Origin of the sequence: Mycobacterium sp. RTGN4, assembly GCF_033804635.1 — a bacterium.
Lineage (GTDB): Bacteria > Actinomycetota > Actinomycetes > Mycobacteriales > Mycobacteriaceae > Mycobacterium.
The window spans coordinates 391,613-409,151 of record NZ_JAPZLB010000007.1; the positions used below are offsets into that span (position 1 = coordinate 391,613).

12 protein-coding genes are annotated in these 17,539 nt (G+C 65.2%); 9 read left to right on the top strand and 3 right to left on the bottom strand.

All coding sequences use genetic code 11. From position 1 onward, the window contains the following. Positions 1-178 precede the first annotated feature (178 nt). From SLQ30_RS18055 to SLQ30_RS18090, 8 genes are all read left to right on the top strand, one after another. On the top strand, positions 179-589 hold the full coding sequence (locus SLQ30_RS18055; RefSeq protein WP_319446956.1) for an OsmC family protein: 411 nt from the start codon (positions 179-181) through the stop codon (positions 587-589). A gap of 5 nt (positions 590-594) precedes the next feature. Continuing rightward, entirely contained in the window at positions 595-879 is a 285-nt protein-coding gene (locus tag SLQ30_RS18060; RefSeq protein WP_319446955.1) for an acylphosphatase, read from the top strand. Positions 880-905: 26 nt separating this feature from the next. Continuing rightward, a complete protein-coding gene (gene smc / locus SLQ30_RS18065) occupies positions 906-4,529 on the top strand; it encodes a chromosome segregation protein SMC (protein ID WP_319446954.1) in 3,624 nt (1,207 codons plus the stop codon). 57 nt (positions 4,530-4,586) lie between these two features. Beyond that, the gene (gene ftsY / locus SLQ30_RS18070) at positions 4,587-5,891 is read left to right on the top strand and encodes a signal recognition particle-docking protein FtsY (protein ID WP_319446953.1); all 1,305 of its coding nucleotides are present in this window, start codon (positions 4,587-4,589) and stop codon (positions 5,889-5,891) included. 191 nt (positions 5,892-6,082) lie between these two features. Beyond that, on the top strand, positions 6,083-7,393 hold the full coding sequence (locus tag SLQ30_RS18075) for an ammonium transporter (RefSeq protein ID WP_319446952.1): 1,311 nt from the start codon (positions 6,083-6,085) through the stop codon (positions 7,391-7,393). A gap of 51 nt (positions 7,394-7,444) precedes the next feature. Next, positions 7,445-7,783 (top strand): P-II family nitrogen regulator, encoded by a 339-nt coding sequence (locus SLQ30_RS18080; RefSeq protein WP_029114932.1) that lies wholly within the window; start codon positions 7,445-7,447, stop codon positions 7,781-7,783. 80 nt (positions 7,784-7,863) lie between these two features. Further along, complete coding sequence (locus SLQ30_RS18085) at positions 7,864-10,365, top strand: [protein-PII] uridylyltransferase (RefSeq protein WP_319446951.1); 2,502 nt, start codon at positions 7,864-7,866, stop codon at positions 10,363-10,365. Positions 10,366-10,397: 32 nt separating this feature from the next. Then, positions 10,398-11,081, top strand: a complete 684-nt coding sequence (locus SLQ30_RS18090; protein WP_319446950.1) for a hypothetical protein — start codon at positions 10,398-10,400, stop codon at positions 11,079-11,081. Here SLQ30_RS18090 and SLQ30_RS18095 read toward each other — a convergent pair. The 3 genes from SLQ30_RS18095 to SLQ30_RS18105 form a co-directional block, all read right to left on the bottom strand. Then, positions 11,065-12,315: a cytochrome P450 gene (locus SLQ30_RS18095; protein ID WP_319446949.1), complete on the bottom strand. Its 1,251-nt coding sequence runs from the start codon at positions 12,313-12,315 to the stop codon at positions 11,065-11,067. The two genes, SLQ30_RS18090 and SLQ30_RS18095, sit on opposite strands and share 17 nt — an antisense overlap. A 492-nt stretch (positions 12,316-12,807) precedes the next feature. Then, entirely contained in the window at positions 12,808-14,412 is a 1,605-nt protein-coding gene (locus SLQ30_RS18100; RefSeq protein WP_319446948.1) for an ABC transporter, read from the bottom strand. Continuing rightward, the gene (locus SLQ30_RS18105; protein ID WP_319447284.1) at positions 14,409-15,224 is read right to left on the bottom strand and encodes an ABC transporter ATP-binding protein; all 816 of its coding nucleotides are present in this window, start codon (positions 15,222-15,224) and stop codon (positions 14,409-14,411) included. The genes SLQ30_RS18100 and SLQ30_RS18105 overlap by 4 nt, the downstream gene beginning before the upstream one ends. A gap of 616 nt (positions 15,225-15,840) precedes the next feature. Between SLQ30_RS18105 and SLQ30_RS18110 the strand changes: the two genes are divergently transcribed. Continuing rightward, on the top strand, positions 15,841-17,539 hold a 1,699-nt coding region (locus SLQ30_RS18110; RefSeq protein ID WP_319458329.1), incomplete at its 3' end, for a condensation domain-containing protein.

Sequence of the window (17,539 nt, forward strand, 5' to 3'; positions counted from 1 at the left end):
GCTCCTGTGCATTGTGCTCCTTGAAACGTACCGTGGCCGCGTGTGAATGCGCTGGCTCCCGGCGCGCTCCGCAGCGTGTCGCCCGTGCGTTGGCAGGGTGTGCCCACGGGAATCGTCGCAACGTATCGAGGGTTTTCACATTGCGGTCTCGCGACGTCGACAAGGTAGGAACGAGGACATGACAGATCTCTGGGTCGAGCGCACTGGGGTGCGTCGGTACACCGGTCGCAGCTCACGCGGCGCCGAGGTGTTGGTGGGTTCGGAGGACGTCGAGGGTGTCTTCACACCCGGTGAACTGCTGAAGATCGCACTGGCCGCGTGCAGTGGCATGAGCAGTGACCATCCGTTGCGCGGCCGACTCGGCGACGACTACGAGGCCACCATCAAGGTGTCCGGTGCCGCCGACCGGGAACAAGAGCGGTACCCGCTGCTCGAGGAACGCCTCGAAGTCGATCTGTCGAGCCTTTCGGAGGAGGACCGGGTCAAGCTGCTGACGATCGTGAGGCGGTCGATCGACAAGGCGTGCACCGTCGGGCGGACGCTGAAGTCGGGGACCGAGGTGACCCTGACGGTGGCCGATGTTGGATGAGCCCAATGTCGGATGAGCCCGACGTCCGGCTGAACGCCTGGGTGCATGGCCGCGTGCAAGGCGTTGGCTTCCGTTGGTGGACCCGCGCGCGGGCGCTCGAACTCGGGTTGAGCGGCTTCGCCGCGAACAAACCGGACGGCCGCGTGCACGTCGTCGCGCAGGGTTCTCGGCCGGGGTGTCAGCGCCTGCTGGACCTGCTGCAAGGCGGCGCAACCCCGGGCCACGTCGATGCCGTCATCGTCGACTGGTCGACAGCCGGCGACCCGATCGAGGGGTTCGCCGAACGGTAGCCACCTCGGCGGTAGGGTTTCAGGTCATGCATCTCAAGAGTCTGACGCTGAAGGGCTTCAAGTCCTTCGCATCGCCGACGACTCTGCGCTTCGAACCCGGCATCACGTGCGTCGTCGGCCCCAACGGATCGGGCAAGTCCAACGTCGTGGACGCGCTGACCTGGGTGATGGGTGAGCAGGGCGCCAAGACGCTACGTGGCGGCAAGATGGAGGACGTCATCTTTGCCGGCACGTCGACGCGTGCGCCGCTCGGTCGCGCCGAGGTGACCGTCACGATCGACAACTCCGACAACGCGTTGCCCATCGAGTACTCGGAGGTCTCGATCACCCGGCGGATGTTCCGCGACGGGGCCAGCGAATACGAAATCAACGGCAGCAGTTGCCGATTGATGGATGTCCAGGAGCTACTGAGCGACTCCGGCATCGGCCGCGAGATGCACGTGATCGTGGGACAGGGCAAGCTCTCGGAGATCCTCGAGTCCCGACCTGAGGACCGGCGCGCGTTCATCGAGGAAGCCGCGGGCGTGCTCAAGCACCGCAAGCGCAAGGAAAAGGCGGTCCGCAAGCTCGACTCGATGTCGGCGAATCTGGCCAGGCTCACCGACCTCACCACCGAGCTGCGCCGTCAACTCAAGCCGCTTGGCCGTCAGGCCGAGATGGCCCGCCGGGCCCAGACCATCCAGGCGGATCTGCGTGATGCGCGGCTGCGCCTGGCCGCCGACGACCTGACGACCAGGCAGGCGGAGTTCAACGACACCAATCAGACCGAGACCACGCTGCGTCGTGAACACGACGAGCTCGCCACCCGCATGGACGAAGCCGCGCTCGAGCTCACCACGCACGAAACGGCGGTCGCCGGCCTGACGGGACGCGCAGAGGCTGCCCAGCAGACGTGGTTCCGGTTGTCGGCGTTGGCCGAGCGGGTCAGCGCGACCGTCCGCATCGCGACCGAGCGGGCGCAACTCTTGGACGCCGAACCCGAGGCGTCTGCTGGCGCCGACCCGGAGGCCCTGGAGGCCGAGGCCGAGCAGGTCGCCGAACACGAACGGGAACTGATCGCCGAGTTGGCCCACTCGCGGGAGCTGCTGGAGGCCTACCGCTCCGAGCTGGCCGAGCGGGAACGGCTCGCCGCGGAAGCGGAACGCGCGCACGTCGCGGCGGTGCGGGCGGAAGCCGATCGGCGTGAAGGCCTGGCCCGGCTCGCGGGCCAAGTGGACACCATGCGCACCCGTGTCGAGTCGATCGACGAGAGCGTTGCGCGCCTGACCGTGGGCATCGAGGACGCCGCCAACCGGACCCAGCAAGCCAAGGCCGAGTTCGAAACGGTCCAGAGCCGCGTTGGCGAACTTGACGCAGGCGAGGCGGGGCTCGACGAGAACCACGACCGCTCGGTCACCTCGTTGCGGTTGGCGGACGAACGCGTCACCGAACTGCAGGCGGGCGAGCGCAACGCCGAACGGCAGGTGGCCTCGTTGCGGGCCAGGATCGATGCGCTCGCCGTCGGCCTCGACCGTCGCGACGGGGCCGCGTGGCTGCAGAAGAATCACGGTGGCGCCGGACTCTTCGGGTCCGTCGCGAAGCTGGTCCGGGTCCGGCCGGGCTACGAGATCGCCGTCGCGGCGGTGCTCGGTTCGGCGGCCGACGCACTTGCCGCCGACGACTTCGGGGCCGCGCGATCGGCGGTGGCCGCGCTCAAGGCCGCGGATGGCGGTCGCGCCGCCATTGTGCTCGGTGATTGGCCCGAAGTTGAAGCAACGCAACGTGATCAGCTACCCGAGGGCGCTGCGTGGGCGTTCGAGCTGGTCGACGCGCCCGGCCGGCTGCGGGGAGCGCTGAGCGCGATGCTCGCCAACGTCGTGGTGGTTCGCGACCTGGCGACCGCGCTCGACCTGGTGGCCTCTCATCGACAGTTGAAGGCCGTCACCGTCGACGGCGATCTGGTCGGCGCGGGCTGGGTCAGCGGCGGCTCCGACCGCAAGCCGAGCACGCTGGAGATCACGTCGGAGATCGAGAAGGCGCGCACGGAGTTGGCTGCCTCGGAGCGCCAGGTGAACGAAATGACCGCCGCGCTCTCGGGTGCGCTCACCGAGCAGTCGGCCCGCCGGGATGCCGCCGAACACGCGCTTGCCGCGCTCAACGAGTCCGATGCCGCGATCTCGTCGATCTACGAACAACTGGGCCGACTCGGGCAGGATGCCCGCGCTGCCGGGGACGAATTTCAGCGGCTGATGCGCCAGCGCGACGAGCTCGAGGTGAGCCGAACTTCCACGGTCGAGGAGCTGACCGAACTCGAGACCCGGCTGCACAACGCGCAGCAGTCGCCGACGTTCGACGCCGAGCCGACGGACCGCCAGGAAATGGTGATCGCCGCCGAGGCCGCTCGGTCCGCCGAGGTCGAGGCCCGGTTGGCCGTTCGGACCGCTGAGGAACGCGCGAACGCCGTTCGGGGCCGGGCGGATTCGCTGCGCCGCGCTGCCGCCACCGAACGGGAGAGCCGACTGCGCGCCCAGCGCGTGCGAGCGGCCCGTGAACACGCCGCGACCGTCGCCGCAGCGGTCGCGGAGTCGGGACGGCTGATCGCGGCGAAGGTGAGCGCGTCCGTCGGAGTGGCTTCGCGCAATCGCGACGAACTGGCCGCCGAGCGCCGGGTGCGCACCGAGGCGTTGGCCGCAGTCCGTCAGGAAGTCGCCGAACTAACCACCAAGATCACCGCGCTGACTGACGCGCTTCACCGCGACGAGGTCACGAAAGCCCAAGCGGCCCTTCGCATCGAGCAGCTCGAAGCCCACGCGCTCGAGCAGTTCGGCATGGCGGCCGCAGACTTGGTGGCCGAATACGGGCCCGACGTTCCATTGCCGCCGACCGAACTCGAGCTGGCCGAGTACGAGCAAGCCAGGGAGCGTGGCGAGCAGGTCATCGCCCCTGCGCCGATGCCGTATGACCGGCCGACGCAGGAGCGACGTGCCAAGAAGGCCGAGCGTGAGCTCAACGAGCTCGGCCGGGTCAACCCGCTGGCGCTCGAGGAGTTCGCGGCGCTGGAGGAGCGCTACAACTTCCTCTCCACGCAGTTGGAGGACGTCAAGGCGGCCCGCAAGGACCTGCTCGACGTCATCGCCGACGTCGACGACCGCATCCTGCAGGTGTTCGCCGAGGCCTACTACGACGTCGAACGCGAGTTCACGCAGGTATTCGCCACGCTGTTCCCCGGGGGCGAAGGCAGGCTGTTTCTCACCAACCCCGACGACATGCTGACCACGGGCATCGAGGTCGAGGCCCGCCCGCCGGGCAAGAAGATCAAGCGGCTGTCGCTGCTGTCCGGCGGCGAGAAGTCGTTGACCGCGGTAGCGATGCTGGTCGCGATCTTCCGGGCCCGCCCGTCGCCGTTCTACGTGATGGACGAGGTCGAGGCCGCGCTGGACGACGTCAACCTGCGCAGGCTCATCAGTTTGTTCGAGCAGCTGCGGGAACGCTCGCAGCTCATCGTGATCACCCACCAGAAGGCGACGATGGAGGTCGCCGATGCGTTGTACGGCGTCACCATGCGCGACGACGGCATCACGACGGTGATCTCGCAACGCATGCGCGGCCAGGAGGTTCCGGCGGGGCAGGAGCGGAGCGACCGGGGGGAATCGATGGTCACCAGCGCCTGACGGCACATTCGGCGACGGGTGGAAACTCACCTCCACCCCTACTGAGACAATGGCAGCGTGTCGCAAGGTTTCTGGGTCGCGCTTGCGATCGTCGTCCTCCTGCTCGTAGCCGCACTGATCTTCGGGTTGGTGCGGTATCGCCAGCGCCAAGTCACGTTGACGAAGCCGGAACCCGACAAGTCGATCGACCGATCCGGCGGCTATACGGCCTCGACGGACATCTCCTTCACCCGAGCACCCACGCAGACACCCGAGCCGGCCACGCGTCCGCCCGGTCGCCTGGACACCGAGGGGCTGCCCGCGGTCGGCGACGATGCGACGATCCCGCGCGACGCGCCGAAGCGATCGATCTCGGACGTGCAGCTACCCGAGCCCGAGCAGGTTCCGACCGCACCCGAGGTCACCCCGAGCGCGCCGACGGTGTCGGAAGTCGACGACATCGAGCCTGCGGAAGGTCGGCTGGAACGGCTGCGCGGCCGGTTGGCAAAGTCGCAGAACTCGCTCGGCCGCAGCGTGCTCGGCCTGCTCGGCGGCGGTGACCTCGACGAAGAGTCCTGGGAGACTGTCGAAGACACGCTGCTCGTCGCGGACCTCGGCCCGACCGTCACCCAGTCGGTGGTGGCCGCCCTGCGCGCCGGGATGGCCAGCACCAACGTCCGGACCGAGGCAGACGCGCGCGCCGTGCTCCGCAAAGTGTTGATCTCGGAGCTGCGACCCGACCTGGACCGCTCCATCAAGGCATTGCCGCACGAGCACAAGCCGTCGGTGCTCCTCGTCGTCGGGGTCAACGGAACGGGTAAGACCACCACCGTCGGGAAGCTGGCGCGCGTGCTCGTGGCCGACGGGCGTCGGGTCGTGCTCGGTGCCGCCGACACCTTCCGGGCGGCCGCTGCCGACCAATTGCAGAGCTGGGCCTCGCGTGTCGGCGCGGAGGTAGTGCGCGGCGCCGAGGGGGCCGACCCGGCGTCGGTCGCCTTCGATGCAGTCGACAAGGGCATCGAGTCGGGCGCGGACGTGGTCGTCATCGACACCGCGGGCCGGCTGCACACCAAGACGGGTCTGATGGATGAACTCGGCAAGGTCAAGCGGGTGGTGAGCAAACGCGCTGCGGTCGACGAGGTACTGCTCGTGCTGGATGCGACGATCGGTCAGAATGGGCTGGCGCAAGCCAGGGTATTCGCCGAAGTCGTCGACATCACCGGTGTGGTCCTGACCAAGCTCGACGGAACAGCCAAGGGCGGGATTGTTTTTCGCGTTCAACAGGAGCTCGGCGTCCCCGTGAAGCTGGTTGGGCTTGGTGAAGGCCCCGACGATCTGGCTCCGTTCGAGCCAGCCGCATTCGTCGACGCCCTGCTTGGTTGACATTCGCGCCGCAACCGCGCTTCGAGTTCGCCAGCGGTGTGACGAGGCGGTTAACGCATGCGAAACGCAATCCGCCGATCCGTTCACACGAGCGAAACACAGGCGCGCCATCGCCGAAACAACCACTCAGCATTGTCTTGGCCTAGGTCAACGGTGCCTGCCGGTGGCATGGGCGAAGGAGGAATCGGCGAGTGGACGGATTTCCGATAATGGGTATCCCCGATAGTGGGGATACCGCATGGATGCTGGCGAGCGCCGCGCTCGTGCTGCTGATGACGCCAGGTCTGGCGTTCTTCTACGGTGGCATGGTCCGCGCCAAGGGCGTGCTCAACATGATCATGATGAGCGTCAGCGCCATGGGCGTCATAACGGTGTTGTGGGTGCTCTACGGCTACTCGATGGCCTTTGGCTCCGACAAGTTCAACTTCGTCGGCGATCCCACTCAGTACTGGGGCCTCAAGGGCCTCATCGGCGGCGTGTACGCGCAGCTGAAGCCCGAAGACGCTGCGGTGGCAATTCCGTTGGCGGGCACGATTCCCCAAACGGTGTTCGTCGCCTTCCAGTTGATGTTCGCCATCATCACCGTCGCGCTGATCTCGGGTGCGGTCGCCGACCGGTTGAAGTTCGGCGGCTGGCTGCTCTTCGCGGGGCTATGGGCGACGTTCGTCTACTTCCCCGTCGCGCACTGGGTCTTCGCCTTCGACGGCGTGACCGGTGAGAAGGGTGGGTGGATTGCGAACCAGCTGAAGGCAATCGACTTCGCGGGTGGTACCGCGGTCCACATCAACTCCGGAACCGCCGGTCTGGTGCTGTGTCTCATCCTCGGTAAGCGCATCGGCTGGCCGGGCACGATGATGCGGCCGCACAACCTGACGTTCGTCATGTTGGGCGCGGGTCTGCTGTGGTTCGGCTGGTACGGGTTCAACGCCGGTTCGGCCGTTGGCTCCAACGGTATCGCCGGTGCGACGTTCATCACAACGACCATCGCCACGGGTACCGCGATGCTCGGATGGTTGATCACTGAACGGATTCGGGACGGCCATGCCACCACACTCGGTGCGGCCTCGGGCATCGTGGCCGGACTCGTTGCCATCACTCCGTCCTGTTCGTCGGTCAATGCCGTTGGGGCACTGATCATTGGGCTCCTGGCCGGTGTCGTGTGTGCGCTCGCCGTCGGATTGAAGTTCAAGCTCGGCTTCGACGATTCCCTTGACGTCGTCGGCGTTCACCTGGTCGGCGGCCTGCTGGGCACCCTGATGGTCGGCTTGGTCGCCGCACCCGAGGCGCCTGCGGCGGTTACGGGTCTGTTCTACGGTGGAGGTTTCGACCAGTTGATCAAGCAGGCGATTGGCGCGTTCGCGGTGCTCGCGTACTCGGCCATTGGTACGGCAATCATCGCCTACGTCGTGAAGTTCACGATTGGATTGCGCCTTGACGAAGAAGCAGAGGCGACTGGCATCGACGAATCCGAGCATGCGGAAACGGCTTATGAACTCGCGTGATCGGGAAGTATTGATAGGGGCCTCGAGAATGACCCGGAAGGATTCGACCAAATGAAGTTGATCACTGCGATCGTCAAGCCGTTCACGCTCGAAGACGTCAAGACGGGGCTCGAGCAGACGGGCATCCTCGGAATGACGGTCAGCGAAGTGCAGGGCTACGGCCGCCAGAAGGGCCACACCGAGGTTTACCGCGGTGCGGAGTACTCCGTCGACTTCGTGCCGAAGGTGCGGGTTGAGGTCCTTGTCGATGACTCCGCTGTCGACAAGGTGGTGGACGTCATCGTCCAAGCGGCCCGCACCGGCAAGATTGGTGACGGCAAGGTATGGGTAAGTCCGGTTGACACCGTGGTGCGGGTACGCACCGGTGAGCGGGGGACCGACGCCATCTGATGCACCCGTGATCTGACGTCGTCTCCCGGCGCACAACGAATTTACGCATCAATTCCCAAACGCCGGGGGAGGACAACCAGATGGCAAAGCAGACACCAGATCCCGCCGCCGGAGCCGATAGATGGAAGGCTCCGGCGGCGGGTTCGTCGCGTCCGGCCAAGGACCTGGCGACCGCCGCCGAGCAGTTGCTCAAAGGCGGGGCCCGCCAGCTGGACTCGGCGGCCCTGCGCGATGCCCTGCTGGACCTGAACGAATTCTGGCTCACCACCAAGGCAACCGAGATCGGCATCACCGCCACCAGCGGGTTCGCCATCGTGGCCACGGGAGGGCTCGGTCGCGGCGAGTTCTTGCCGTACTCCGATCTGGATCTGACGCTCGTGCACGACAACATGCCGCGTGACGTGGTCACCCAGGTCGCGGAGCTGCTCTGGTACCCATTGTGGGACGCCAACATTCCGATCGACCACAGCGTTCGCACCGTGCCCGAGGCGCTACAGGTTGCAGGCGAGGACATCTCGGCAGGCCTGGCCATGATCGATGCCAGGCACATCGCGGGCGACTCCGACCTTTCGGCGCTCTTGGTCGGGGGTGCACGTCGACAGTGGCGTACCGGAATCGCCTCGCGCTTCGACGAACTCGTCGAACACACGCACGCCCGCTGGCAGCGCAGCGGTGAGATCGCGCACCGCGCCGAACCCGACCTCAAGAACGGCCGCGGCGGACTGCGCGACGTTCAACTCCTCAACGCGCTCGCGATCGCGCAGCTTGCCGACGGCTACCCCAGCCGGGCGCTGTCGTCTCCGATGGGCACGCTTGGCGATGCGCACCTTTCGCTGCTGAACGTGCGCACCGAACTACACCGCGTCTCGCGCAAGGGACGCGAGATGCTCCTCGCCCAGTTCGCAGACGAGATCGGCGCCGCATTGCACATCGGCGACCGATTCGATCTGGCCCGCGTGCTCAGCGACGCCGCACGCACCATCAGCTACTACGTCGATGCCGGACTGCGCACGGCGGGGAACGCGTTGCCGCGCCGTGGTTTTGCCGCGCTCCGTCGCCCGGTGCGGCGGCCGCTCGACGAAGGTGTCATCGAATTCGGTGGCGAGGTCATCCTCGCGCGCGACGCCCGACCCGAACGCGATCCGGGTCTGATCCTGCGTGTCGCCGCGGCGTCGGCCACCACCGGGCTCCCGATGGCTGCGTCGACATTGAGCCGACTGGCCGCGGCGGCACCCGAATTGCGGACGCCGTGGCCACGCCAAGCACTCAAGGACCTGCTGGTGATGCTTGCGGCGGGTCCCGCCACCGTGACCACGGTCGAGGCGCTTGATCGAACCGGGCTGTGGGGCAGGCTCTTCCCGGAATGGGGCGCGGTTCGTGACCTCCCGCCGCGGGATGTGGTGCACATCTGGACCGTCGACCGCCACCTCGTCGAAACCGTCTCGCGGGCAAGTGCATTCACAACACGGGTATCGCGCCCCGATCTCCTGTTGCTCGGAGCGCTGTGTCACGACATCGGAAAGGGTCGCGGTGGCGACCACAGCGTCATCGGGGCAGACCTGGCGACCCAGATCGGAACCCGGCTCGGGCTTTGGCCGTCCGACGTCGAGGTGCTGTCCAAGATCGTCCGATTCCACCTCATGCTGCCCGACACCGCCACGCGCCGGGACCTCCAGGACCCCATCACGATCGCGGCGGTCGTCGATGCCCTTGGCGGCGACTCGACCCTGCTCGAGCTTCTGCACGTCTTGGCCGAGGCCGATTCCCTGGCCACCGGACCCGGGGTGTGGGGCGACTGGAAGGCCTCGCTCATCGGCGACCTCGTCAGGCGGTGCAGGTTGGTGATGGCGGGTGAACCCTTGCCTCACCCCGATCCCGTTGAGCCGCATCATCTCTCGTTGGCATCAGACGGTGGCGTGCACGTCGAACTGGTGCCGGCCGACGGCGCGCACGTCTTCCAGGTCACGATGATCGCGGCCGACCGTCGGGGCCTGCTGTCGAAGGCTGCCGGGGTGTTGGCATTGAACTCGCTGCGCGTGCACTCCGCCTCCGTGAACAGCCACCAGGGCGTGGCGATCAACACGTTCGTCGTGTCGCCACACTTCGGTGCGCCACCGCCGCCCGAACTGCTCCGTCAACAATTCGTGTTGGCACTCGGTGGGGACCTCGATGTCATGGGCTCACTCGAACGCCGCGACCGTGACGCCGCCGCGACGAATACGACGCGGGCGGGCGAGACTCCGGCCGCTGTGCCGATCAGCCACGTGCCCGCCCCGCCGCGCGTGCTCTGGTTCGGCGGCGCTTCGCCGTCCGAGTTCGTCGTGCAGATCCGCAGCTTGGACCGTCCCGGCCTACTGGCCCGGCTGACCGCCGTCATCGAACGCGACGGCCTGGACATCGGCTGGGCGAAGGTCACCACCCTTGGCTCGTCGGTCATCGATGCATTCGGGGTCGTGGTGCCGTCACTCCTCAGCGACGACGAAGCCTTCGACCCGACCGCGGCGCGCGAGCAATTGGAACGCGACCTCTATGCGGTGCTGCCTGCGCCGGCACCTGCCAAGCCGGTGTCTGAGGCCAGTTAGCGGACCGCTGTGCGGTAGGCCATCATTCTCGAATGACATCCCCAGGTCCGGGCACCCCGCCTGCGAGTGGTCACGCGCACCGTGCGCCAGCTACCGAGGCCATGGTGAGTGCGGCGCTGCTACTGCCCACGATCGTCGCATTCTTCATCCGCAGCACGGTCGTCTATCAATTCGCGGGCGGCGGGTCGTCGATGTTCCGCTCCGACGTGTGGAACATGGCCCTGACCGCGGCCACGGACGTCTACTTCATCGTCGTCGTCGCAGTGCGCGGCCGAACGACGACGACCCGGATCACCGCGGCCCTGCTCGGCCTGTTGGCGTCGATGCTCGACCTAGTGACGCTGGCGTTGGTCTACTACACCGACTACGGCGCGGTGTTGCAGTGGATCGGTAACGCCGGGAGCGGACTCTCCCTCTTGCTCTTCGTCGCGGCGTGGGGAGTCGCGCGCCGGCGGGACTCCACCTGGTACTTCGGGATGATTCCGGCGGTCATCATCGCGGTGCTCACCTCACTCGCGTATCAACTGGAATGGGCCAACGCCGTCCTCGGTGCCTGGCTGCTCAGCTGGTACGTCGGCTGGATCTTGTGGGTCGGCGCATTCGTCGTCGGCTGCCTGTGCTGCTGGGCCTTCGACTCCAGGTCACCGGCGACGCGGGACGCTTCGCCTGCGCTCCATCGGTCGTGGCAAACCGAACGGCTCACGCAATCGGAGTGAATTCGAGGTGTAATGCCTTGAGGCGCCTGAATAGAAAGGTGCGGTCCCATTGGAGCCGACGAGCGCTTGCCGGACCGTGGTGGGCCTCTGAAAGCCGAATGTCGGCCATCCGATCAAGGATTCGTTCCAAGCTCACCCGCACTTCGGCGCGTGCGATCGGGGCGCCAGGACAAGTGTGGATACCACGGCCGAATGCGATGTGTTGCAGAATATTTGGGCGGTCGAGTCGGAATTCGTTGGGCTCATCGAACCGTCGTGGATCTCGGTTGGCCGCACCGTTCATGACGAGTACGCTTGTGCCAGCTCGCACATCGATGTCGCCGATCTTGGTGGTGCGCCGCGCCATGCGAAAGTTCGACTTGATTGGGCTTTCGAAGCGAAGCATCTCCTCGATGAAGGGGGATATCTTCGAATTGTCTTCGCGCAGCTGCTCTTGCAAGTCCGGTCGTTCGGCCAGCTTGAGCATCGCGAGACTCAGCAGGTCGATCGTCGTGCCGTGGCCGGCAGCGAACATGAACGTGGCGACGCGGGCAACGTCAATCGCGCCGGGTGTCGTGCCGTCGGGAAATTTTGCCAGCGCAAGCTCGGTGAGGACGTCGTCGCGCGGCTCGCGCCGCCGATCCTCGATGTAATCGACGAACCACTCCTCTTTCACGCCAACGAAGCCGCTGCGTTCGCCTTCGAGCCTGCTGGCTGTCGCAGCACGGCGGAATCGCTCACGGTCTGCCTCAGGTACGCCCAGCAGGTCGGTAATCGCGTCGAGCGTGAACGGAAAGTTGTAGTCAAGGACCATCTCGCACTTGCCGTCCGCGGTGAAGCGGTTCAGCTGCTCGTCGGCAAGCTGCCACAGGAAGTCTTCGTTGTTCTTGATCTGCTTCGGCGTAAACAACCGGCTCAACAGCGAGCGGTGCGCGGTGTGCTTCGGAGGATCAAACGTTATGAAGTATTCGCCGAACGTAACCCTCTGGCGGTGCCGCTCGATCAGTTCCGAGATGTCATCGCTGTCGGTTTCGATCGGAATCCCCGACCACGGGCCGCTGACTATGTTGCATACCGATAGGGTCCGGTCGGTGTCGCGTTGGACGGCGACGGCTTCGTCATACCCCGACACCATCACCACGCCGTGCGCGGGCTCACGCCGTATGGGACAACGGCGGATCGCGTCGTAGTAGTCGTACGGGTCATCGACGAGTGACTTGTCGGTGAAGAAGTCGAGGTTCTCGAGTCCGCTCACTCTGCCTCCATCGCGTTGCAATGCAAATGTTAAGCGCTAGGCGGATGTACGCAAAGGGCGTGCGAAAGTATGTGGGACGGATTGACGACCCCATTCCGGCCACGATCGACCAGCAGCCCGGCCTCGCAGCGGGTCGCCCCCACTTGCGTTTGCTCTGGTTATAGCTTGCTTGCGTTGCGAGGTTTCGACGGTGGGGCCTGATTGACTTCGGCATACAGGTCATTGGCGCGCTTCTGTTCTGCCGCAAGCTTTTCTAGGGCGTCGACTGCGCGCCTGAGCAGTACGAAGGCTTCGTCATAGGTGTCTTTCAGTTCATTGAAATTCGGTATCAACCCCATCTGGATTTCCCCACGTAGCGAGCCGGAACTTCAAGTTTCTGAGCAGTGTTTGCTGGTCGAGATCATGCTACGCCGGCAAACCCGAGCCACCATCGAACCCGCGCCGCCGACCGCAGAATACTGACCCACCCGCACCACTAGAGGCGTGCCTTACTCACGTTGCCGCATCGCGCTTGACGTATCCGTACACACCGGTCGCGGCCAGGATCGCGTCGATGAGCAGCAAAATGATGGCGGCCGCCCAATGAGGCGGTGTTGCGGGTACAGCGGCGAGGTGAGCCCACGGCGACAGGGTGGCGACCCAGCCAGGCACCTTGAAGGTCTGCATGATCACGTTCACCAGGAATCCGCCCACAATTGGCAGCGCACCGATCGCGCCGGCAGCAGACGGGAACCATCCGACGCCCACCGCAGCGGCCCCTGCCGCGAGCAATGCCACGGGAAGGGGATTCAGCGCACCCGCAAGTGAATCGGCGAACTGCAGTGGGGCGCCGGTGATTTTGGCGCCGCTCCAGATAGCGGCTGCAGCCGAGCAATGCAAGGCAAACACCCCGCCAACCGTGACCGCGATCTCGGCGGACACCAGACGTACGCGCGAAATTGGTTGGGCGAACAGCAACGTCCATCGACCGGCCCTCTCGTCGGCGACCATCGTCGCGAGACGCATTGCGGCGTACAGCCCGGTGGGAACCGGGAGCAGGCTGAACAGAGCCGCAGCGAAGACGTTCACCGACCCGACGCCGCTCACCCCTGCGGCAGCGGCCAGTTCGCCGATACGCGGGTTCGTCTGGAAGTACTCGATCACCGAGGCGAGCAGTGCGCCTGCCAGCAGGAAGGACGCGGCAATGGCCGCCGCCCATCCGAGCGTTGTCCACGCTGAGCGGCGAAGAGCGAACCCGCCGACGCTCTGTAACGATCGAGTCCGTTGAGGACGGGTATCCGACACCGTCACAATCCCATCGCCCAGATCTCGGTGACTCGCCGCGAACAGGGCCGCACCGGCCAGCACGATCGGAAATGCGCCCAGCACGATAAGCGGGACGATGCGGTTGTCGGCGAACGGGGCCGTACGTGCGGTCAACCCAAATGGTGTCGTCCAAGCCAACCATGCCAGTTGATGTGAGCCATCGGCGATCATGCGTACCGTCAGGCCAACGCCCAGAGCTGCGACCGTTAGTCCCGTGGCACTGGATCTCCCCGGCATGACTTGTGCTGCGAGCAACGCTGTCGTGGCGAAAGTCAAAGCGACGCCGGTGATCCCGGCTGCATAGATCACCGTCCCGGCCAGTTCGGTCCCGGCTGCCAAAAGGGCCGCCGCAACGGCCACGCCGATCATCGTCGCGGTTCCAACGAGTGCGGCCAGGCAGTGGATGACCACGTCGGCCATGCGCAAGCGTCCCGCGAGGAGCAGATTCCACCGGCCTGCATCCTCCTCGCCGCGGGTGATCCGTGTGGTAGCGAGCATGATCCAGACGCTCGCGAGCACCAACACGGCTGTGCCGGTGCGCCAGACGGTGAAACCGCCTGGATCGTCGAGCGCGGCCGGTGGGCCCAACAAGATCCTTTCGATGGGATTCCCCGCCATGGCGCGCAAATCTGATTCATTCAGCAGGCTGCGGATCGTCTGGTATTGGCTGGCGAAAAACGCCGACATACCCCCGCAGATCAAGGCGACCACGACGGCGCCACGGCGAAGCTGACGCACGGCCAGCCAGCTCACTGCCCGCCCCGGCGCGAGGTGCGGCAGCGCGGCTGTCATCGTTCAGCCGCTCCGTAATAGTCGAGAAAGATCTCTTCGAGAGTCGGCTCGTGCACGACGAGCGCGGTGATATCGGCTGCGGCAAGCGCTCGAAGCGCATCCACCGGTGGCCCAGTCAGGCTGAACCGCAACCGATCACCGTCAAGCCGCTGGATGCTTGACACACCCGCGATGTTCCCGAGGGCAGGCTGAACGCCGCGATAGGACACCTCGACTACGGTCCTGCGCAACCGACGTAAATCTGCGATGCCATCAATTTCGACGAGTCGCCCTGCGCGCAGAATTGCGACCCTGTCGCACAAGGCTTCTACCTCGGCCAGCTTGTGAGAGCTGAGGAATACCGTCTGGCCCCGCTCGCGTGCTTCCGTGACGCAGCCGCGAAACTCTTGCTCCATCAGTGGATCCAGGCCGCTCGTCGCCTCGTCGAGTATGAGGAGGGGAGCCCGTGTCGCGAATGCAGCGACAAGAGCCACTTTCTGTCGGTTGCCAGTCGAATAGGTCCTGGCGGGCTTGTCGAGCTCGAGATCGAAACGGTCGACCAACTCGTCGCGGTAGGCCGCGTCCACACCGAGGCCCACGCAGCCAAGCAACTCAAGGATTTCGGCGCCCGTCAGCGCCGGCCACAGCGCAACATCAGCGGGCACGTACGCGATGTGACGATGGGATCGACGGACGTCATCTGCAGGGCAACCGAATATCGCTGCACTGCCTGCGGTGGGACGTATCAATCCGACCAGCAGGCGGATAGTGGTCGACTTGCCGGCACCGTTGGGGCCCAAGAACCCGAACACCTCGCCGGGCGCGACGGTCATGCTCAGCTCGTCGACGGCCAAGACACGGCCGAATCGTTTGGTCAGACCGTCGACACGTATGGCGGGGCTGAAAACAGTGCGCGCCGGAGAGTCCACGCCTGAAGGGTAAGTCACCTTCCGCGGAGATCTCTGGCTAACGCGTGCGGGTGGAGTGGGTCGCAGAAACTCGATGACCAGGCACTTCCGCTGACCCGTCGGCAGCTCGAGATGTGCCTAGCGCAGCGGGTGGCTACGACGGCGGCGCTGGAGCCATACAAGATCGGCGCAGCGATTGCTGAGCTGTGTCAGCCATGGCGAACCAATGTTAGCTGAAGTAACTAGCGGGGCGCCGAAAGTTTCGACGCCCTCGAGCGGCCCACGCGGCTCGGCGGCGGACGCCGCAGGGCGATAAAACTACTTCAGTCACATCAGGACCCTGCAATCGGCGCACAGACCTGCGGCAGCCACACGAGGTACTGAGCGGCGTCGGGAGTCGCATCAAAAAACTTTGCCCTAACACCGGACCGACGGTGTCTGGCGGCAGTAGGGTTTGCAATGACTGGTTCGACTCAGGTTTGGGGAAATCTGGGGGAGGCCGGGTGCCTGACCGGTCGTCCGTTTCGGGTGGGGGACGCGCATGGAGCTCGAAGAACGGGGCCTCCCGTTGACGCAGGGCCAGCTGGACATCTGGCTTGCGCAGAAAACGGGTAGCTTCGGCGCGAAGTGGCAGCTGGGCGAGCTCGTCCGTGTCGAGGGCACGGTCGATCCTGATTTGCTCGAACGGTCGATCGTTCAAGCGGTACGCGAGGCCGAACCGCTTAGAGCTGGCTTTTTCGAGGTGGACGGCCAGGTTTTCCAAAGGCCGGTCGAGTACCCGGTCGTTGAGCTTGCTCGCTATGACCTCATCGGCTCGCAGGATCCTGCGCAGGACGCCTACCGGCTGGCATCAACTATCCAGCGAACGCTGATGCCGCTTGGCGGCCCCCTGTTCAAGTTCGCGTTGGTGCAGACACGGATAGATGAATTTTATTTCTTCGCATGCTGCCATCACATAGTGGTAGATGGAATCGGCATTACCCTCGTTTGTCATCGGATTGCAGTTATCTACAATGCAATTGCTTCTGACGCGCCGATTCCCCCTCCATTTTTTGGATCGCTGAGTGATCTGGTCAATTGCGAGATCGAATACGAATCGTCTACCGACTATCTTGATGATCAGGCCTATTGGACCACGAACCTTCCACCGGAAAGTGAGCCGCGTTATCGGTTGGCGGCCTCCGTTGCGGACGGGCGTGATTCGGATGAACCTTCCGAGCCGGTTCAATTGGACCCTTCCGCCGTAGCCGGAATCCAGTTGTTGTCAAAGGGTTTGGGGGCGCGTCGGTCGTCGGTGATTACCGCAGCGTGCGCACTGCTGGTGCGCGCGTTCGACACCGAGAGTCCGGAGGTGGTGCTCGATTTTCCAGTAAGCAGACGTGTGCGTCCGGAAATTCAGATGGTGGCCGGAATGGTTTCCGGATTCGTGCCGCTTGTGTTGAAGGCTCCGCCCGAGTCTGCGGTCGCTGAATTTTGTCGAAATGTCGACACACGGATGCGAGAAGCGCTGCAGCACCAACGGTTTCCGGTGCACCACGTTGATTACAAGGGGCGTCTCCGTGGTTCAGGTCGGGCATCGAATCGGGTAGTTGTCAACTTTATTCCAGCTACCCATTTGGCGGATCTTGCTGGCGCCGCGGTATCGGGGACCTTGACTCACGCTGGCCCCGTCGAATTTGGGCTGGTCTTCTTTAGAGACGGCGATCAAGTCTTTCTCAGCACGGTGGGCCCCGGACAGTTCTTTGCGAACTCCGATGTCGCCGATCTCGCACGGCGGTTAGAGCGGGTGTTGGTGGCGATGACTGCCGATCCGGGTCGGTCTTTGTCGTCGGTGGATCTGCTCGATGGGGGTGAGCATGCTCGGTTGGATGGGGTCGGCAACCGTGCGGTGTTGACTCAGTCCGTGGCCGCGGCCGCGTCGATTCCGGTGTTGTTCGCCGAGCACGTCATTCGCACCCCGGAGGCGGTGGCGATCAGCTTCGAGGGCCGGTCGATGACGTACCGGGAACTGGATGAGTCGGCGAATCGGTTGGCGCATCTGCTGGCTGGCCAGGGTGTGGGTCCCGGTGAGTGTGTGGCGCTGCTGGTGGAGCGTTCGGCTGAGGCGGTCGTGGCGATCTTGGCGGTGCTCAAGACTGGGGCGGCGTATCTGCCGATCGATCCGAACGTGCCGGCGGCCCGGTTGCGGTTTGTGATCGAGGATGCCGCGCCGGTGGCGGTGCTCACGACTGCCGAACTGG